Here is an 18,953-nt window from a genome sequence, read left to right on the forward strand (position 1 = left end):
CGCCGGGGATCAAGGGCCGCAGAAGGACACGTCGGCGCGGGTGATCAGGTTGTCCTGCTCGTCATAGAGCCAGCCTTGGGGCTGAAAGCCCATTGCGCGGGACTCGAACCGGTAGCGGCGGCCGGCCTCGAAGTCGTGGTTGACCGTCAGCAGGCAGCGCAGCCGCCGTGGCTCGTTGAGCATGCCACCGCCGCCAATCTCGAATTCGAACGAGGCTTCCAGTGCGTGGGGGCCAGGCGGTACCTGGAAGAAGCGGCCGTCCTCGACGCGTTGGCGGTCGATGCGCTGGGCCATGAAGGTGTCGATCGGCATCATCGTATGCAGGTCGACCCAGGCCCGGTCGTCACGCGGCTCGGGCAGTGGGCCGGCGCAGCCGGACAGGATCAGCAGCAGGGAAAGGACAAGCGACCGGCGCATGGCGGAACTCCAGGGGATACGCATCATAAGCCTGAGACATCGCCGCAGCCCCTTTCTTCTGCCCGGGCGAGCAGGAAGTTTTTCTCGTCGTAGAGCTTGGCCCAGGGCCTGAAGCCATGGCGGCCCGCGACCAGGCGATAACGTTCGCCTGCGGAGAAGCGGTCATAGGCCAGGCTCAGGCGGCAATCGCGTGGCAGCGGCGCACTGCCGGCGCCCACGTCGTGGCCGGCCACGTCGAAGCGGTAGCGCATGTCCAGCTGACGGCTGCCGGGCTCGAATTGGAAGTAGCGATCGTCCTCGAGCCGCGTGCTGTCGACCGCCAGCGCCTCGAGCTGGGTGTCCTGTGTCGGTGCGAGATCGACCCAGGCCTGGCTGGGATCGGGCTCGGGAATCGGATGGGCACAACCGGCCGACAGCAGCAGAAAAGCGGTGATCAGGGCAGCGCGCATGCGAGTCTCCGAGGGGGCGAGCGGGACGCTGGAGTGCCCCCGGGCAAATGGGGTAGGGTCGGCGCATGCCGCGCCGTGAAACCGCCTTTCTCGACCACTTGACCCCCCGTTGGGTTCCCCTGCTGCTGATGCTTTGTCTTGGCGGCTGCGGCACCTATTACGGGCAACTGGCCCGTGGGCAGCTGGAACTGCTGCGCCAGCGCGAGCCGGTCGAGCGGATTCTCGCCGACCCTACGCGTGATGCGCAGCTGCGCGAGCGCCTTGCCCTGGCCCTGCAGGCGCGGGCCTTCGCCAGTGCCCGGCTCGGCCTGCCTGACAATGGCAGCTACCGCGTCTACGCCGACATCGGCCGCCCCTACGTGGTGTGGAACGTCTTCGCCACGCCGGAATTCTCGATCAATCCGCTGACCCACTGCTTCCCCATCGCCGGCTGCGTGGCCTACCGCGGCTACTACCGCCAGGGCGCGGCGCGCGGTGCGGCGGCGCTGCTCGGCCAGCAGGGCTACGACACCTATGTCGCCGGCGTGGAGGCCTACTCGACCCTGGGCTGGTTCGACGATCCGCTGTTGAGCTCGATGATGAGCTGGGACGAGGACCGGCTGGCCGCGCTGATCTTCCACGAGCTGGCCCACCAGCAGCTCTACGTGCCGGACGACACCGCCTTCAACGAATCCTTCGCCAGCTTCGTCGAGCGCGAAGGGTTGCGTCAATGGCGTGCCAGCCGAGGGCTGCCTCCACGTGACGAGCAGGCCCGCGAGCAGTACGCCGTGCTCGCCGAGCTGGTGCTGGAAACCCGCGAGCGGCTCGACCGGCTCTATGCCTCGGGTCTGCCCGAGGCGCAGATGCGCCAGGCCAAGGCAGAGGAGTTCGAACGTCTGCGACGCCTCTACCGGGAGCGGCGCGATCGGCAGTGGGGCGGGGTGGGGCGCTTCGATCGCTGGATCGAGCAGCCATTGAACAATGCCCGGTTGCTGCCCTTTGGTCTCTACGACCGCTGGGTGCCTGCCTTCGCCGGCCTGTTCGAGCAGGTCGACCGCGACTGGCCACGCTTCTACGTGCGGGTCGCCGAACTCGGCCAGTTGCCGGCCGACGAGCGGGAGGCGGCCCTCGAGGCGCTTCGTTGATACCGTTTCGCTAAACCCTCTCCGCGCTGGCTGCGGCTTCTCTTGCGCCTCAGGCCGGGCGCCGCACGGCGTCCACCCGCGCGGCGCCGTTCATCCAGAAGACCCGCAACCCGACGATCTGTAAGGAATTGTCCCGCGGCGTCTCCGTCCATTTTTCAAGGGCCGCAGCTTGCGGCCGCCCGCTCTGTCGTACCCCCGTACGCCGCGTATGACCCGTCCAACGGAGGCTCCATGGATAAACTGTCCGGAATACTCGACAACAAGGGCACGCCCTTGGAAAAGCAGAAATTCACCTGGAAGGAGATGGCCGGCAAGCCGATCAGCAAGCTCGATGACGACGCCTTCACCCGGGTGCGCATCATCCTCATGAACGGTATCGAGACCGACGCGTTGCGCCTCAAGCACGGCATCGCCCGTATCACCGGCCAGCTGCGCCAGCCACTCGCTGAGATCCGCCGCGTCGAGCAGCATCAGGCGACCATGGTGAACTGGCTGATTTCTGCCGACCATTCGCCGCTGGAAACCACCGTGGCCTACGAGCAGGTGGCGATCGAGGTCACCGCCGCGGTGGCTCAGACCGAGCCCGACCCCTATCAGGCGCAGACCTATCGCTTCGGCCTGCTCGAAGATTTCGACCACCTCTATCGCTACTCGGCGATGCTCGATCGCCTAGAGGGCAAGGATGCCAACAACATCCTGCAGGGCTACACCGACATCGTGCCGGGTCGCCCGACCTCGCAGCACCATCGCCATCCCGATGACGACCTGCGCGACAGCTACGCCAAGGATGAAGCCGCGCTGATCACCAAGATCCATGCCGCGATGATCACCGCGGCCGAATACCAGACCCACGATTACTACATGAACGTCGGGCCGCTGTTCGCCGACCCGCTGGCACGTCAGCTGTACGCCGAGATCGCTTCGGTCGAAGAGCAGCACGTCACCCAGTACGGCTCACTGGCCGATCCGCTGGAGAGCTTCATGGAGAAATGGCTGGTCCACGAAGCGATGGAAGTCTATGCCTACGCCAGCTGTGCCGAGCAGGAGACCAACCCGCGGATCAAGGCCATCTGGGAGCGCTTCCTCGACTACGAGCTCGGTCACCTGAACATCGCCTGCGAGTATTTCAAGAAGCTCGAGCGGCGCGATCCGGCGGAAATCCTCGGCGGCCCGCTGCCGAAGATGATCGAGTTCAAGAGCCAGCGCGACTTCGTGCGCAAGGTGCTTGCCGCCGAGCTCAACCTGCGCGCCAGCGGTACCCAGTACGTGGATATCACCCAGGAGCCGAAGAGCTCTCTCGACTACCGTGCACAGCTCAATTCGGAAGGCATCGCCGCCGACATCGTCTCCGCTGGCTACCAGTGGGCACCGGGCACCGAACTGATCCGTAAAGCTTCCTGAGGAGAATGACCATGGCCCACGCTGCCAAAGTCGGCACCAACGTCACCGGTGTGCAAATGTCCCCCAAGGACACCAAGAGCATGCTCGAGGCCGTCAATGCGGTCAGCCCCGACGTGCACGGCGACGAGAGCGCCATCGCGCATGAACGCGCCGTGCGCACTGATGAGGCCGAGCGAATCGGCTCGGTGCCCATCCCCGGGTCCGCCAAAGGCATGCTCAAGACATCCTTCGACATGCTCAAGGGCAAGAGCCCGGAAATCCTGATCGACAAGCTCGGCGAACGCCTGGCCTACGAGCGCAACGGCGTGCGTCTGTATGACGCGATGATTGCCAAGACCAAGGCGCTCGAGCCGGACAACGCGGAACTGGTCGAAACGCTCAAGCACATCCGCGAGGAAGAGGCCGAGCACATGATGTTGCTCGTCCGTGCGATCGAGCAGATGGGCGCCGACCCTACCGCGCAGACCCCCAGTGCCGATGTGGTTGGGGTCATCGCCATGGGCGTCGTGCAGGTGCTGACCGACCCGCGGACCAACGTCGAGCATGGCCTGAACGCCCTGCTGACCGTCGAGCTGGCTGACAACGCGGCCTGGGAGCTGTTGATCGAGCTGGCGCGCGCTGCCGGCCACGACACCATTGCTGACAGCTTCATGAAGGCGCTGGATCAGGAAAACGACCACCTGGTAAAGATCAAGACCGTGATGCGTCGCGACCTGATCACCCAGATTCAGTAACCGGGCACGTCCCTGGAGCACCGGTGCCCGGCAGGCGAAGCGCCTGTCGGGCACCGCTGGCCGATGGTTTCCACGCTACAGCGGAAACGATCAAAGCGGCCCCGCACGATCATCTCCCAGCGCAACGACTGAGTCAGGCGAAGGCTGCGCGAAGCTCTGGCAGCGTGGCGTAGTAATAGGCCGGCGACTCGGCCATCAGTTCGGCATGGCTGCCGAACCCGTATCCCACCGCTGCCGCCTGCAGGCCATTGGCGCGCGCGCCGATCAGGTCGTGTTTGCGGTCGCCGATCATCAGTGCGTCGGTCGCATCGAGGCGTTCTTCGGCGAGCAGATGGGCGATCAGCTCGACCTTGTCGGTGCGGGTGCCGTCGAGCTCGCTGCCGTAGATCAGCTTGAAATGCCGGTCGAAGGCGAAGTGCCGGGCGATCTCACGGGCGAACACCGAGGGTTTGGAGGTGGCCACGTAGAGCGTGCGGCCCTGGCCGCGCAGGTGCTCCAGCATCTCCAGCACACCGTCGAACAGCAGGTTTTCGTAGAGCCCGGTGACCCTGAAACGCTCGCGGTAATGCTCCACCGCCTGCCACGCCCGCGCTTCGTCGAAGCCGTAGAACTGCATGAAGGCCTGCAGCAGGGGTGGCCCGATGAAGGGCTCGAGCTTGCTCAGGTCCGGCTCGTCGATGCCGAGCTTGGCCAGCGCGTACTGGATCGAGCGGGTGATGCCTTCGCGCGGGTCGGTGAGGGTCCCGTCGAGGTCGAAAAGAATCATCGAGTGGTGCATGAAGGTGCGGCCGGCAGCGTGAGGGCCGTCGATTGTCCCGTACCCGGCCGGCACGGGCAACGCACCAGCTCAGCGCGCCGAGACCCGCAGGCGCTGCGCGAGGGCGTTCGCGGCGGCGATGTCCCGCTCGATCAGGCCGCCCAGCCAGTCCATGAATGCCCTCACCCGGCGCGGCAGGTTGCGCCGGTGGGCATAGAGCAGCGAAGCGCTCATCGGTGCCGGCACATGGTCGGGCAGCACCAGCTGCAGTTCGCCCCGCTCGAGTGACTCGCACACGCCCGCCAGCGGAACCTGGATCAGGCCGAAGCCGCCGATGCAGGCCTCTTTGTAGCTGTCGCTGTTGTTCACCGTGACCCGGCCCTGCATCGGCAGGCACATGGCCTTGCCGTTCTCCTCGTACTCGAAGCCCGCCGAGCGCGCACCCAGCACCGGCACGTAGTGGATCAGGTGATGGTCGGCGAGGTCGTCCAGCGTCCTGGGCGTGCCGTGGGCCTTCAGATAGCCGGGGCTGGCGCAGTTGACCAGCGGGTAACTGCCGAGCCGCCGCGCCACCAGGCCCGTGTCGCTGACCTCGCCGATACGCAGCACGCAATCGAACCCCTCGCGCACCAGATCCACCCGCCGATCGGTCGCGCTGACCTCGACCTCCAGAGCCGGGTGGCGGTCGAGGAATTCGCCCAGGCGCGGCACCACCAGATTGCGCGCGAGGGCGACCGGCAGGTCGATGCGCAAACGCCCGCCAAGGGAGCTGCCCTCGCGAAACAGCCCTTCGACTTCTTCCACCTGATCAAGCATGTCGCGGCAGCGCTCATACAGCAGCTGGCCGTCCTGGGTCGGCTGCACCCGGCGCGTGGTGCGTTGCAGCAGCCGCGCGCCGAGCCGTTGTTCCAGCGCGCGGATTTGTTCCGAGACCGTCGAGCGGGGCAGGCCGAGGCTGTCGGCGGCACCGGTGAAGCTGGCCAGTTCAAAGACCCGGACGAAGGTGCGTAGCAGTTCGAGCAGATTCATGGCGGTTGTCCGATTGGTCGCAATGAGCGAACAGTCTATCCATCAATGCTGGATTTATCCGGAACCGCTTGAACAATAAAGTCAATCCCGTACACAAACCAACCGTTCGGGAGACTGACATGAAAGGCAAACTCGCATTGATCACCGGTACCAGTCGCGGGCTCGGCCGCAACGCCGCCCTGCACCTGGCCGCCCAGGGCGTCGATATCATCGGCACCTACCTCAGCAAGGCCAGCGAAGCCCAGGCGGTGGCCGAAGAGATCGAGGGTCTCGGTGCCCGGGCGCTGATGCTGCCGCTGGATGTGGGCGACAGCTCAGGCTTCGCCGCCTTCGCCGAACGGCTGCGCGCGGCGCTGCCCGAGCGCTTCGGCCGCCATGACATCGACTTTCTGGTGAACAACGCCGGCACTGGCCAGACCACCAGCTTTGCCGAAACCAGCGAGGCGCAGTTCGACCTGATGATGAGTACCCATCTGAAGGGGCCGTTCTTCCTGACCCAGATGCTGCTGCCGCTGATCGTCGACGGCGGGCGCATCCTCAACGTCTCCAGCGGCCTGGCGCGCTTCACGCTGCCGGGGTATTCGGCCTATGCGGCGATGAAGGGCGGCATCGAGGTGCTGACCCGCTATCAGGCCCGTGAGCTCGGTGCGCGAGGTATCAGCGTCAACGTGCTCGCCCCCGGCGCGATCGAGACCGACTTCGGTGGCGGTGCGGTGCGCGACAACGCCGACCTCAACGCCTTCGTCGCGGCGAACACCGCCAAGGGACGCGTCGGCCAGGCGGACGACATCGGCCTGGCCGTCGTCGCGCTGCTCGGCGAAGGCGGGCGCTGGATCACCGGCCAGCGCATCGAGGCCTCCGGCGGGATGTTCCTCTGACCCTTGTGGGTCAATGGGCGCTCTACGCGCCCGCATGGCCTGCGATCGGGGCCGCCTGAAAAGCTCACGGTCAAGACCGCTAAGGACTTCACATCAATCGCCGTAGCCTTCGGCCAGGTGCTGGTCCTTGAGCTTCACGTAGTTGCCAGCGGTGTAGCTGAAGAAGGTGCGCTCCTTGTCGCTGAGCGGGCGCGCCTGTTTCACCGGGCTGCCGACGTAGAGATAGCCGCTTTCCAGGGTCTTGCCCGGCGGCACCAGACTGCCGGCGCCGATGATCACCTCGTCCGCGACCACTGCGCCGTCCATCACGATCGAACCCATGCCTACCAGGATTCGGTTGCCCAGGGTGCAGCCATGAAGGGTGACCTTGTGGCCCACGGTGACCTCGTCGCCGATGGTCAGCGGGAAGCCGTCGGGGTTGAACGGCCCGGCGTGGGTGATGTGCAGCACGCTGCCGTCCTGGATGCTGGTGCGGTTGCCGATGCGGATGCGGTGCATGTCGCCGCGGATCACCGTCAGCGGCCAGACTGAGCTGTCCGCGCCGATGTGGATGTCGCCGATGAGCACGGCCGACGGGTCTACGAAAACGCGCTCGCCGAGCTGCGGTGTGTGGTCCTGGAAGGTACGGATGGTCATGAATGGCTCCGATGTGATGGCGGCGCGCCCAGGCGAGCCGCGCGAAAGGCCTGAAGATTAACGGACAGCATCGCGCACCGGGCGATTGGCCGAGCGAAAGAACTCGCCGGGCGTGGCGCCGAACTGCTCGCGAAAGGCGGCGATGAAGGCCGACAGGGATTCGTAACCGCAGCTCAGCGCCACGTCGGTGACCCGCTCGCCGCGCTCCAGGGCGGGCAAGGCGCTGAGCAGGCGCAGACGCTGGCGCCAGGCGCGAAAGGTCAATCCGGTTTCGCGTAGAAACAACCGGCTGAGGGTGCGCTCCGAGACGCCCAGCGTCTGGCTCCATTCGGCCAGCCCCTCGGGGGCTTCGGGCCGCGCCTGCAGGCTTTTGCACAGGCGGTGCAGCCGCGGGTCGGCCGGCAGCGGTAGCATCAGCTCGACTTCCGGCGCGCAGCCCAACTGGTCGAGCAACACCTGCACCAACCGTCCGTCGGGGCCCTGTTCGTCATAGGCTTCGGCCAGGGTGCTGAAGTGGGCGATCAGCTCCCGCAGCAACGGGCTCACCTGCAGTACCCGGCAGTGCTCGGGTACGTCACCGGCTACGCTGCGATCGATGTACAGGCTGCGGATGCAGGTGTCCGGCGCGCAGAACACCTGATGGGTCACGCCGGCCGGCACCCACACCGCACGCAGCGGCGGTGCGATGAAGCGTCCGCCGTCGGTGCGCACTTCGAGCACGCCTTCCACGGCATGGGATATCTGCACCCAGGGATGGCTGTGGCGATAGCCAAGCTTGAGGTTGGGCGGCGAATCGAGCTTGCCGTAGACCGGGCGTGGCAATGTCTGGGGCATGCTGCTCTGGGTGGCCGCGAGGGCCTGTTGTCCGATTGGCGACATTTATTGCCCGCTTGGCGTTAGCCGGAAGGAGAGCACCACGTTAAGGTCGCTCCCCTTCATCTGCAAGACCAGGAGCCGGTAGATGGCCAAGCTTCGCATGCTGTTCGACAATTTCACGCTCGCCCTGCTGGCGGTGGTCGTCATCGCCACCGTCCTGCCCTGCGAGGGCCGCGGCGCCGTGTTCTTCGAATGGCTCACTACCCTGGCCATCGGGCTGCTGTTCTTCATGCACGGCGCCAAGCTTTCGCGCGAAGCGATCCTGGCCGGCGCCGGTCACTGGCGGCTGCACCTGCTGGTGTTCTTCTGCACCTTCGTCATGTTTCCGCTGCTGGGGCTGGCGCTCAAGCCGGTACTGACGCCGCTGGTCGGCACCGAGCTGTACCTGGGCATGCTTTACCTGTGCGCGCTGCCGGCCACGGTGCAGTCGGCGATTGCCTTCACCTCGCTGGCACGCGGCAACGTGCCGGCGGCGATCTGCAGCGCGGCGGCTTCCAGCCTGATCGGCATCTTCCTCACGCCGGTGCTGGTGTTGCTGCTGATGGGCGTCGAAGGCGATACCGGCTCGACGCTCGATTCGATCGGCAAGATCGTCCTGCAGCTGCTGGTGCCCTTCGTCGCCGGGCAGGTCGCGCGGCGCTGGATCGGCGCCTGGGTGACGCGCAACAAGAATTGGCTCAAGACCGTCGATCAGAGCTCGATCCTGCTGGTGGTCTACACCGCGTTCAGTGGCGCGGTGGTCGAAGGGCTCTGGCAGACCGTCCCGCTCGTCAACCTGCTGGGTCTGACCCTGGCGTGCTGCCTGCTGCTGGCGCTGGTGCTGTGGCTGACGAGCCTGCTCGGCAGGCTGCTGGGCTTCAGCCTGGAGGACCGCATCACCATTCTGTTCGCCGGTTCGAAGAAGAGCCTGGCGACCGGTGTGCCCATGGCGCAGGTGCTGTTCGCCACCAGCGCGGTGGGGATGATCATCCTGCCGCTGATGCTCTTCCACCAGCTCCAGTTGATGGTCTGCACTGTGCTCGCACAACGTTTTTCACGGCGGGAGGACCCCCCCGCGGCGGCTGCTTCTCTGCGCTGAACGGGAGGCAATGGTGGCTGCGTGGCCGCGCATTTGTCTTTAACATGCAGGGGTGAGTATTCCTAGAAGGGCAATGCCGTGACCGATACCAACCCCCTGCTTCGGGACTTCGACCTGCCTCCCTATTCCGAGATTCGTCCGGAACACGTCGAGCCGGCCATCGACACCATTCTGGGCGACAACCGCGTCGCCCTCCAGGAGCTGCTCAGCCGACCCGCCGAGAGCCTGGACTGGCAGACCCTGGTAGTCGGCCTGGACGAGATGAACGAGCGGCTCGGCCGCGCCTGGGGTCCGGTGAGCCACCTCAATTCGGTGAAGAACAGCCCCGAGCTACGCGCCGCCTACGAGGCCTGCCTGCCCAAACTGTCGGCCTATTCCACCGAGCTGGGGCAGAATCCCGATCTGTTCCGCGCCTACCAGGCGCTGTCCAGCAGCCCTGAAGCCGAGGGCTTCGAGGTGGCGCAGAAGACCATCCTCGAGCATTCGCTGCGCGATTTCCGCCTTTCGGGTATCGATCTGCCGCCGGTCGAGCAGCAGCGTTTCGGCGCCATCCGCATGAAGCTCTCGGAGCTGGCCAGCCGCTTCTCCAACCAATTGCTCGACGCCACCCAGGCCTGGACCAAGCACATCACCGACGAGTCCGCGCTCGCCGGGCTGACCGAGTCGGCCAAGGCGCAGATGGCCCAGGCGGCCAAAGCCAAGCACCTCGATGGCTGGCTGATCACCCTGGAGTTTCCCAGCTACTACGCGGTAATGACCTACGCCGATGACCGCGCTCTGCGCGAAGAGGTCTACACCGCCTATTCGAGCCGCGCCTCCGACCAGGGGCCGAACGCCGGCCAGTTCGACAACGGCCCGGTGATGGCCGAGATCCTCGACCTGCGTCAGGAGCTGGCCAGGCTGCTCGGATTCGCCAACTACGCCGAGCTGTCGCTGGCGACCAAAATGGCCGAGTCGACCGATCAGGTGCTGGGCTTCCTGCGTGACCTGGCCCAGCGCAGCAAGCCGTTCGCCGAGCGTGACCTGGCCGAGCTGCGCGCCTTCGCCGCCGAGCAGGGGCTGGACGATTTGCAGAACTGGGACCTGGGCTACTACAGCGAGAAGCTGCGCCAGCAGCGCTACAGCCTCAATCAGGAAGAAGTGCGCGCCTACTTCCCGGTGGACAAGGTGCTCTCGGGCCTGTTCGCCATCGTCCAGCGCCTCTACGGCATCGAGATCCACGAGCTGGAAGACTTCGACAGCTGGCACCCGGACGTGCGCCTGTTCGAGATCCGCGAGAACGGCGAGCACGTCGGGCGCTTCTTCTTCGACCTCTACGCGCGCTCGAACAAGCGCGGTGGTGCCTGGATGGACGGCGCCCGCGACAAGCGCCGCACCGCGATCGGCGAACTGCAGACGCCGGTGGCCAACCTGGTCTGCAACTTCACCCCGCCGGTGGGCGAGCGCCCGGCGCTGTTGACCCACGACGAAGTCACTACCCTGTTCCACGAGTTCGGTCACGGTCTGCACCACCTGCTGACCCAGGTCGAGCATGCCGGCGCGTCCGGCATCAACGGCGTGGCCTGGGATGCGGTCGAACTGCCGAGCCAGTTCATGGAAAACTGGTGCTGGGAGCCCGAGGGGCTGGCGCTGATCGCCGGCCACTACCAGACCGGCGAAGCGCTGCCGCGCGAGATGCTCGACAAGATGCTCGCGGCGAAGAACTTCCAGTCCGGCATGGTGATGGTGCGCCAGCTGGAGTTCTCGCTGTTCGACTTCGAGCTGCACGCCACCCACGGCGACGGGCGCAGCGTGCTGGAGGTGCTCGAGAGCATCCGCGACGAGGTCGCGGTGATCCGTCCGCCGGCCAACAATCGCTTCCCCAACAGCTTCGCGCACATCTTCGCGGGCGGTTACGCGGCTGGCTACTACAGCTACAAGTGGGCTGAAGTGCTGTCTTCGGACGCCTACTCGCGCTTCGAGGAGGAGGGCGTGTTCAACGCCGAGACGGGCCGCGCGTTCCGCGACGCGATCCTCGCCCGCGGCGGTTCCCAGGAGCCGATGGTGCTGTTCGTCGATTTCCGCGGCCGCGAGCCGTCGATCGATGCGCTGTTGCGCCACCTCGGGCTGACGGCGGAGGCGGCATGAGCCAGCCACCGGTCAAACGCTTCATCGCCGGCGCGGTCTGCCCGGCGTGCAGCGCCCAGGACAGCATCAAGATGTGGGACGTCGACGGCGTGCCGCATCGCGAATGCGTCGCCTGCGGCTACGCCGACACCCTCAATGCTCAGGGCCAGTCGGTGCCCAGCGAGCTCGGCACGCGGGTCAACCAGCCCAAGCCGAAGGTCGCTGACGCCAAGGTCCAGTCGGTGCAGTTCTTCCCCAACCCCAAGCTGAAAAAGCCCGAGCCATGATCCCTGCCGGCTGGCACCTGACCTGTGGCGATCTGGCGGCCGAAAGCGTCGCCATCGTCACGGCTGGCCAGCCGGACATGAAGGTTCGGGTCATGCGCGACGACCTGGCCGTCGGCCCGCTGCGAGACGTGGACGCCGAGCGCTGCCCGGCACGCGCCTGGTTCTGGGAGGCGGTCTGGCCGGGCGGTGCCGAGCCGCGGCCCGACTTCGCCAATGACTTGGCAGGCGATGCCCGATGGCTCGCCGAGCTGCCGGGGCAGGGGCTCGGCGTGACCGTCTGGCATGGCGACAGCGCGTCCGAGCAGCTGTTGCTGGCGCGGGTCTGCGCGGCGTTGGAAGGCAGCCCGCTGCCTCTGTTCGAAGTTGCCTGCGGCACCGGTGACAGCCGTGTCGGCACACGCATGGCGGTCTCGATGCATCGGCCAGCGGCGCTGGCCGAGCGCATCCGCCCGCAGCGGATCGACGCTGCCCGCCAACGCCAGCTGGCTGCGCAATGGCGTGGCGCGGTGGCGGCCGATGCCGATATTCGCCGCTGGCGTGAAGGGCAGTTCTTCGGGGAGCGTTTCGATGCCATCGATGCCCAGCTCGTCGCGGCGACAGAACCGGACTGGAGGCCGCTGGCACGTGCCATGGCCGAGGTGATGAGGCACTGCGACGGCTTCTTCCCAACCGATTATTTTCTCTACTGGCGTGCCCGCGAGCTGGCGCGGGGCGGCAGGCTCGAGCTGGACGGCGTGCCGGGCGCGCAGTACAGCGCCTTGCAGGTGCGGCGGGCTGCTAGTGCCTAGTGCAGCCTGAGGCTCTTGCGCAGCGCCTGTAGCGTTTCCTCCAGCGCGGCGGCATTGGCCACCGGCATGGCATAGCTGAGCGAATAGACAGCCTTGTCGTTGCGCGCCATCAGCAGGTTCTGCTGCAACACGGGCGTGCCTTGCTGGCTGATGTCACAGCGCACCTCGCGCGCGGGCAGGTCGCCCATTTCGGTATCGGCCGGCGGCTTGCAGGCGGTCAGCAGCAGGTTCTGTGCGAACCCCAGCTGGATGCCCTGGCGCATCTGCCGGAGCACCTTGTCCAGATCGATCTCCACGCTCGGCGAGAGAGGCAGGCGGGTGATCTCGACGACCACCTCCTGCTCGCCGTTGGGTTTGAGTTTCATCGCGCGCTGGCGCTCGCCGCTGACCTCCGGCTCGAACGGCGACTGCGGCGCCGGCATCTGCTCCACCTCCCAGCCGGCGGGCCAGTCCACCTCGAAGGACTCGGCCAGGGCAGCGGTGCTGCAGAAGAAAAGGGCAAGGACGGCAAGTGGGGCGCAAGACGGCATCGTGGGAACTCTGGCGGACGACGTATCAGCCTGCCTGATGCGGCGCAGGCTCACAACCGCAGGCTGAGTCGCGGGCAGACCAACGGTGCACTGCCGGCCGTGCGCGCCGCGCGTGTCTTTGATACTGTATTTATATACAGTTATTGGAGCTGCCCATGTTCCCTCCCAAGGCCACCCCACGTGGTCGCGGCACCGCAATCAACCCGCACAACCGCTTCGCCCCGACCCTGACCGAAGCCTACGACGACGGCTGGGAGCAGGAGGTGCCGCCGACCCGCGCCACCGAAGTGCGCCGCGAACTGGCCAAGACGGTGCTGACCCGCAACCAGTCGCCGGACGTCGGCTTCGACCGTTCGGTGAATCCCTATCGTGGCTGCGAGCACGTTATCGTTGACAAAGAAATGTATGGCCAGAGTGTCTAGCTATCCTTGATACTGCTGGCTAGAGACCCATCCAAATGGACGTCAGATGCCTCGAAAGCCTTTCTCCAAGTCTGCACTTGAGTCGCGAGAACGACCGACCCTCCAGCGAAAGCTCCCAGAAAACACCCCCCAAGCGATTCAAGAAAGAAGCACTGCTAGGGGACAAGTCGATGTTTCAGCTCAAGGGTTGCTTGTCCGAAACAAGACTACTGGCACAAGGGAATACGTCCGTGACTTCACAGATCTTGTCACTGAGTATCCGCACCATAAATTAATTGTCCAGCAGTTACTTATAGGTGCGCAGCTCCATTCCGCAAAGAGATTGATCACATATCAATCCCATCAAGACATCTATTACTCAATTCAAGAGTTTGTGCTGTTTCTTAACAGCGCTGAGCCGATCAATAAATCAGTCAAAGGTGTTGCTGATGTCGATGGGCAGGTATGCGTGAATTTTAGGTCATTTCTAATTCGTTCGTATCCAGGTCGCACCGTAAATAGAAAAAGATACGGCGCATTAAAAAATATCTTTCTTTCGTTGAAAAATAAATATAAAGGGCAGGGCTGGGTCGGCAAAGGGTTTGAATGGCCGACTGGACCGGGGATGAACGAGCAAATAACAGAAGGATACAGCAGGGAGATTCATAATAAGCTTGTGGAGGGATGCCTGATCGATATTAAGTTTATTATGAAGTGGATGGAGAGTTACAACAGTGTAGTGGAAGGCGAGAAGCCAATTCTGGCATACGATCTTTCATTAGAAAACTTGATGTTTGATCTGGTTGTAAAAGAGCAAACTAAAAGATCCAACGGGTCAATCAAGGCGACACACATTAAAGGGTTTGAGTGGGTTATACGCTCCACTGGAGATGTTAAAGAATACATACGGGCAAATGGAATAAGTATAGAGAGGTTTCTGGGCATTTACCGAGCCCGCGCCCATGAACTGGCGGCTAAAGGTCGCCCTGTAGTTGGTACTGAGGTCAGTGAACGGGGGATGGTGTATGGCTGTGATCGAGAAGAATCTGGGCGAATTGCAACTGCAAATGTAGGAAGACTTTATCCTGATTGGCCTATGCAAGTGAGCTTCGAGGAAGCTGGACATCTCTTTTCCGCTGAGTGGAGTAAAAACACCGCTCACGGAACAAACAAAAAATATTCTACGCTGGAAAAAAGATTACGGTCGGCCTTGATATATATGAAGGTTGGGCCAGAGCACCTACCCTATGAAGTAGGTCAAATGGCATACTTCAGCAGAGTAGCCTTCACAATGGGAACTATATTCCCATTCTTTCTCTTCGTGATGTTGCAGACGGGCTGGAACTTTGAGGTCGTGGTATCGATAAGCGATAACCTAGACGACCACATTGAGGAGGACCTTCTGGATGATGACTATGTGATTATTTATGGGTACAAGGGACGGTCCAACAAAAGCCAAATGCATAGATCAAACAAGCGAGATAAGTTTGGCACGTATCAGATCTTGCGCTTTGTTGCCGCTGAAGTAACCAAGCATTTCTCGTCGCCTCATTATTTAAAGGGTAAATTATTTCAGTGTGTCATTTCGAAGAATCTGTGGAATAAGTTTGGCCGCTTATGCACGCCGGTGACCACTACGAATTTTGGGCACGCATCAACGGAGTTTCTACATCGCCACCGCATAAAATTGGATACGGATACCAAATCCCCCAGAATTGAAACGAAACGTCTTCGAACTACTTACGAAACTCGACGGAGAGAACAGGGTTTAGATATAGACGAAGTTTCGACAATGATGGGGCATTCGGATATCGATACCACAGTGAATCATTATGATAGTGACTGGGGGTCGGCAGAAATATTAAATGGGCGTCTAAGAAAGATTCAGAGAAAGCATGAAGAAGATTTTAGGCGTTACTCAGCAAATCTTCTTACAGATGTGTCTTTGGTTGAGCTGCGTGAAGCCACTCTACGCTGCGGTAGCAAAGAAGAACTACGGTCAGTTGTTGCACCATTAGTCGGCAGGCTGAATTCTTCTGAAGATTCGGTAATACAGTTGCTTTCTCCGGAAGGTCAGACATTCATTGCAAGTTGTCTAAATTCAAGACGACCAGATTGGCCAGGCGCTGAAAGTTTTCTTAGGACGGATACGCCTTGCAACTACTTCAATCGTTGCCCGTTATGCTCACAGTGTGTGATCTTCAAAGAAGCATTACCTTTTATTGCAAGAAGAATTTCCGACCTTGACGGTCTGAGGGAGCGGTTAAATCCCTTAGAATGGGAGAAAAGCTATCGCGCTGAGTATTTAGCGTGGAAGGGGGTTCTAGAGGGCTGGGGGGATCCGATTGAGGTTGCTGAGGCAATAGATCGATCAGTACATAACGGTTTTGCACTGCCATTGACAATGATAGGACTCTCATGACAACTCCAACACGTGACCAAATAAAAGCCGTTTTAGAAGAAATAAGGAATGGACTGGGTTGTCACGAGGAAGAGTCAGAGCCTATCGCTACTGAAGAAGATGATGAGATTCTGAGTGGCGACTCTTCACTTGGGATCATTTGCGATAGTATAAATTTACTCAATCTTTCCAGAATTGATAAGAACGAGTGGAGTTATATTAGGGTAAGTCCTAGAAGCTCTTTCGGCGATCCGGTTTGGGATTTTGGGGATTACCCCTCCCCTAATGGATTTCCCATACGCATCAATTTTGATTATGTGAATATGTATGGCGTGAATGTTTGTGGAGTAGGTCACGAACATTGGGTGAATATTGCTAGGGCGCTACTATTTTACCGTGTACCGCACTTCGGAATTCATGGTCGTATTAATGCTTATACATCTCTTGAGTCAGATAAAACAAAAGTAATAAGACTTATCGGGTTGTTTCATGCCGAAGGTCTATATTTAGGTTCGGAAAATTCACCAGATTTTAGGACGGTGAATGATTTGGCCAAGTCGAGTGTGGAGCACTATATAGAGTCGCTGCCCACATCTGGGATTAAGTGGGAATTCTGTTACTTAATGTCCTTCTGGCAGGGCGTGTCATCGATGGGTATGCTTCCGTCAGAGTACTCACTATACGATTCATACGTAACTAAAGAGCTTGTCGCCAAATATAGAAGAGAATACGACGAGTCCTCTCGACCTTTCGAACCCATTCCGCTCGATGACTATGCAGAAATATTTAGATACTGTGTGGGGTTTGTTGAAAACTATAGTGATGACGTCCTTTGGCTGTATAAAAATTTTGCGCCAACCATAGTAGGTGCTTTTGAGAACCCCGAAAAGCTTGCCGCGATGAATTTTGGTGTGTCAACGGCGTCCGTTGAGGGAGTTAAAAGATTTAGGGCTTATAAACCTAAGTTACTAGATAGCGGTATTCCCTGGTGGGGAATAGAAATCAAGGAAAGAACGCATGAGAATGATGAGGGGGAGTATATAAATCAAACTGCTGTGATTAGCGTTGTTGTCTCTCTGATCGATGCTTGTATCGTGCTTCTTCTATGTCTTACTGGGATGCGCCGATCAGAGGTCATTGGACTTAAGGTGGATTGTCTTTCGTTTAAGTCTGAGGGTTATTGGCTTACTTATACTGTTTTCAAAACCTCTATTTCGTCACAGGGCGACATTAAAACAATACCTATCCCAAAAATTGCTGCTGACGCAATTGAAGTAATAATTGAAATAGGGCGGGATGCTCGTGCTTACGGTAATCACGACTATCTGTTTGTCAAGATACCAAAGTTAAGTTTTGGAAACACTCCGCAGTCCACTGTGGTAGGGCGAGCTTGCAATCGAGTGGCAAACAACCTGGGTATTGATTATAGAGTACACCCACATCGTTTTCGGAAGTCACTTGCCCTTTATATAATTCATCAAGATTCGCGGAATCTTGAAATTATTAAACGCCTCTTTTCTCACCGCAGCTTAAAAATGACGTTAAGGTACATCCTTTCTTTACCAGGCATGAACGATGAAGTCAAAGCTACGTTGATTGAAGAAAATACGGAAATTCTCGTCGAGGTTTTGCAAGGTGTAATTTCTGGTCAAATTGGGGGCATTGGCGGCAAAAGATTGGCCAAGACTGCTAATTCGTCTCCAATACTCAGGGCTAAATTGCAAAACGCGGGAAAAGAGAGTTTAAGTCAGTATGTCGCCTCTTTGCTTGATGAAGGTGTGAAGCTTCTGCATAGAACGAATCTTGCAATCTGTATGCGAACGCCGGGTCTTACCAGCGAGTCACCTTGTGATGCTAAGAGTGATAGCCCTGGGTCGAGGCTTCATCCAAACTTGTTTGCGTGTGACCCATATAATTGTAGATATGCTGCATTTGTCGAGGCCAATGTTCCATCATTAAAAAATGAGATAATTTTCCACGATAATATGATTAAGCATAGGTACTGTGGAGCGACTCAGAAGGAATATTCGCAGAGGCGTATCGCTGAAGCCTTTAAGCGACTTCACGAGGTTGTAGGGGATGAAGCACATAATTTCCTAAAGCAGGTAGCGCATGGCTAAGCAGGATCTCCTCAATCGGGTGTATGCGACTATTTCAGCGCTCCAAAGCGACGGCCGAAAAAAGTTATCAGTGATGGAAGTTTCTAAATTATCTGGTGTCGGTCGTGCAACAATCAATCAAAAGCATGATCCTGACTGGGTGAAGGTCAGAGAAGTCATAAAAGGAACAACTCATTCTGGGGTTTATACAAAGGATTCAAGTGAGGATGTCAAAAAGCCACTCAAAAACACTCAAGAAATACATCATCGACTGAAAGAGTTGGAGGAGCAGTTAGCCCTACTAAGGGAGCGCGCTAGCACCACATATAATCAGTTGATCGACAGGGTACAATATTACTTTGCGTTGGCTAGTGAAAAGCCTGCTAAGCAAGTTGAGAAGGCTAAGCTCCTTCAAGAGCTAACTCATCAGAAGAATCAGAACGCAATCCTACGTGCAGATCTCAAGGCGGCTCTTGCTGAATCATTAACTCCTTCGGTATCAGGATTTATCACTTCAAAGATTATTTTGGAAGTGCCTAATGCAGGCTCAGATTCTGAGGCCATTCTGAGTTTTTTGGAGAAACTGGATTCGTTATCTAGTCAGAATCGATCTTCACTTGTTACCGCAGTCTACATAATGTGTGGTCTTCCAATGTGCGGCAAGTCATCTTGGATTGATAATCACAAGCCACCTACTCCAGGCGTATCCTTATATGTCAGTGGGGCAAGTGATACAGTTTCAACTCGGAATTTGTTAGTTTCTAGGGTTAGGAAAGAATTTAACGCGCCTGTGCACTGTGTTCGATTTAGCCTAGGCCTTGATGCCTGTATCGCTAGGGCCGAAAAACAGTTCAATGGTGCGGCTCTTGAATTGAATATTTCATCCATCAAAGTTGTGGCTGCGCGGTTCGAAGAAATACAATTCAGCGAAAATTTCGACTCAATCATCTTGGCTTGAAATC

The 18,953-nt window shown here is 59.9% G+C and carries 18 protein-coding genes and 1 pseudogene; 12 read left to right on the forward strand and 7 right to left on the reverse strand.

From position 1 onward, the window contains the following. Positions 1-9: 9 nt before the first annotated feature. Positions 10-417 carry a PA0061/PA0062 family lipoprotein gene (locus G7026_RS20600; protein ID WP_181072953.1) on the reverse strand — a complete coding sequence of 136 codons (408 nt, stop codon included), beginning with the start codon at positions 415-417 and terminating at the stop codon, positions 10-12. A gap of 23 nt (positions 418-440) precedes the next feature. Continuing rightward, complete coding sequence (locus G7026_RS20605; RefSeq protein WP_181072954.1) at positions 441-866, reverse strand: PA0061/PA0062 family lipoprotein; 426 nt, start codon at positions 864-866, stop codon at positions 441-443. Positions 867-931: 65 nt separating this feature from the next. Here G7026_RS20605 and G7026_RS20610 point away from each other — a divergent pair, with 65 nt between their 5' ends. The 3 genes from G7026_RS20610 to G7026_RS20620 all read left to right on the forward strand — a co-directional run bounded on the left by G7026_RS20610 (position 932) and on the right by G7026_RS20620 (position 4,125). Further along, a complete protein-coding gene (locus G7026_RS20610; protein ID WP_181072955.1) occupies positions 932-1,990 on the forward strand; it encodes an aminopeptidase in 1,059 nt (352 codons plus the stop codon). Positions 1,991-2,221: 231 nt separating this feature from the next. After that, positions 2,222-3,391: a hypothetical protein gene (locus G7026_RS20615; RefSeq protein WP_181072956.1), complete on the forward strand. Its 1,170-nt coding sequence runs from the start codon at positions 2,222-2,224 to the stop codon at positions 3,389-3,391. Between the two features lie 11 nt (positions 3,392-3,402). After that, positions 3,403-4,125, forward strand: coding sequence for a DUF892 family protein (locus G7026_RS20620; RefSeq protein WP_181072957.1), 723 nt, complete (start codon positions 3,403-3,405; stop codon positions 4,123-4,125). A 133-nt stretch (positions 4,126-4,258) separates the two neighbouring features. Here the strand turns inward: G7026_RS20620 and G7026_RS20625 are convergent, their stop codons facing one another. Both G7026_RS20625 and G7026_RS20630 read right to left on the reverse strand, forming a co-directional pair. Further along, a complete protein-coding gene (locus G7026_RS20625) occupies positions 4,259-4,903 on the reverse strand; it encodes an HAD family hydrolase (RefSeq protein ID WP_181072958.1) in 645 nt (214 codons plus the stop codon). A gap of 69 nt (positions 4,904-4,972) precedes the next feature. Beyond that, positions 4,973-5,911: a LysR family transcriptional regulator gene (locus G7026_RS20630; RefSeq protein WP_181072959.1), complete on the reverse strand. Its 939-nt coding sequence runs from the start codon at positions 5,909-5,911 to the stop codon at positions 4,973-4,975. A 119-nt stretch (positions 5,912-6,030) separates the two neighbouring features. On the opposite strand from G7026_RS20630, the gene G7026_RS20635 reads away from it, so the two are divergent. Further along, positions 6,031-6,789, forward strand: a complete 759-nt coding sequence (locus G7026_RS20635) for an SDR family NAD(P)-dependent oxidoreductase (protein WP_181072960.1) — start codon at positions 6,031-6,033, stop codon at positions 6,787-6,789. Positions 6,790-6,882: 93 nt separating this feature from the next. Here the strand turns inward: G7026_RS20635 and G7026_RS20640 are convergent, their stop codons facing one another. Then, complete coding sequence (locus tag G7026_RS20640; RefSeq protein ID WP_181072961.1) at positions 6,883-7,425, reverse strand: gamma carbonic anhydrase family protein; 543 nt, start codon at positions 7,423-7,425, stop codon at positions 6,883-6,885. A 57-nt stretch (positions 7,426-7,482) separates the two neighbouring features. Continuing rightward, complete coding sequence (locus G7026_RS20645) at positions 7,483-8,304, reverse strand: AraC family transcriptional regulator (protein WP_181072962.1); 822 nt, start codon at positions 8,302-8,304, stop codon at positions 7,483-7,485. Between the two features lie 82 nt (positions 8,305-8,386). Here G7026_RS20645 and G7026_RS20650 point away from each other — a divergent pair, with 82 nt between their 5' ends. The 4 genes from G7026_RS20650 to G7026_RS20665 all read left to right on the forward strand — a co-directional run bounded on the left by G7026_RS20650 (position 8,387) and on the right by G7026_RS20665 (position 12,560). Further along, positions 8,387-9,379, forward strand: a complete 993-nt coding sequence (locus tag G7026_RS20650) for a bile acid:sodium symporter family protein (protein ID WP_181072963.1) — start codon at positions 8,387-8,389, stop codon at positions 9,377-9,379. 78 nt (positions 9,380-9,457) lie between these two features. Beyond that, complete coding sequence (gene prlC, locus G7026_RS20655; RefSeq protein WP_181072964.1) at positions 9,458-11,506, forward strand: oligopeptidase A; 2,049 nt, start codon at positions 9,458-9,460, stop codon at positions 11,504-11,506. Further along, positions 11,503-11,772 carry a YheV family putative zinc ribbon protein gene (locus G7026_RS20660; protein WP_181072965.1) on the forward strand — a complete coding sequence of 90 codons (270 nt, stop codon included), beginning with the start codon at positions 11,503-11,505 and terminating at the stop codon, positions 11,770-11,772. The genes prlC and G7026_RS20660 overlap by 4 nt, the downstream gene beginning before the upstream one ends. Next, positions 11,769-12,560, forward strand: a complete 792-nt coding sequence (locus G7026_RS20665; protein WP_181072966.1) for a DUF1835 domain-containing protein — start codon at positions 11,769-11,771, stop codon at positions 12,558-12,560. Before G7026_RS20660 ends, G7026_RS20665 begins: the two co-directional genes overlap by 4 nt. On the opposite strand, the gene G7026_RS20670 is transcribed toward G7026_RS20665, so the two are convergent. Continuing rightward, the gene (locus G7026_RS20670; protein WP_181072967.1) at positions 12,557-13,090 is read right to left on the reverse strand and encodes a DUF4946 domain-containing protein; all 534 of its coding nucleotides are present in this window, start codon (positions 13,088-13,090) and stop codon (positions 12,557-12,559) included. The two genes, G7026_RS20665 and G7026_RS20670, sit on opposite strands and share 4 nt — an antisense overlap. A 155-nt stretch (positions 13,091-13,245) precedes the next feature. Between G7026_RS20670 and G7026_RS20675 the strand changes: the two are divergent. The 4 genes and pseudogenes from G7026_RS20675 to G7026_RS20690 all read left to right on the forward strand — a co-directional run. Then, positions 13,246-13,473, forward strand: a pseudogene (locus G7026_RS20675) (PA0069 family radical SAM protein); the annotation flags it as partial. 85 nt (positions 13,474-13,558) lie between these two features. Continuing rightward, the gene (locus tag G7026_RS20680; protein WP_181072969.1) at positions 13,559-15,913 is read left to right on the forward strand and encodes a site-specific integrase; all 2,355 of its coding nucleotides are present in this window, start codon (positions 13,559-13,561) and stop codon (positions 15,911-15,913) included. Continuing rightward, positions 15,910-18,012 (forward strand): tyrosine-type recombinase/integrase, encoded by a 2,103-nt coding sequence (locus G7026_RS20685; protein ID WP_181072970.1) that lies wholly within the window; start codon positions 15,910-15,912, stop codon positions 18,010-18,012. The genes G7026_RS20680 and G7026_RS20685 overlap by 4 nt, the downstream gene beginning before the upstream one ends. After that, positions 18,005-18,949 (forward strand): hypothetical protein, encoded by a 945-nt coding sequence (locus G7026_RS20690; protein WP_181072971.1) that lies wholly within the window; start codon positions 18,005-18,007, stop codon positions 18,947-18,949. Before G7026_RS20685 ends, G7026_RS20690 begins: the two co-directional genes overlap by 8 nt. The last annotated feature ends 4 nt before the right edge of the window (positions 18,950-18,953 follow it).

The sequence above is a fragment of the Stutzerimonas azotifigens genome (assembly GCF_013522725.1).
Taxonomy (GTDB): domain Bacteria; phylum Pseudomonadota; class Gammaproteobacteria; order Pseudomonadales; family Pseudomonadaceae; genus Stutzerimonas; species Stutzerimonas azotifigens_A.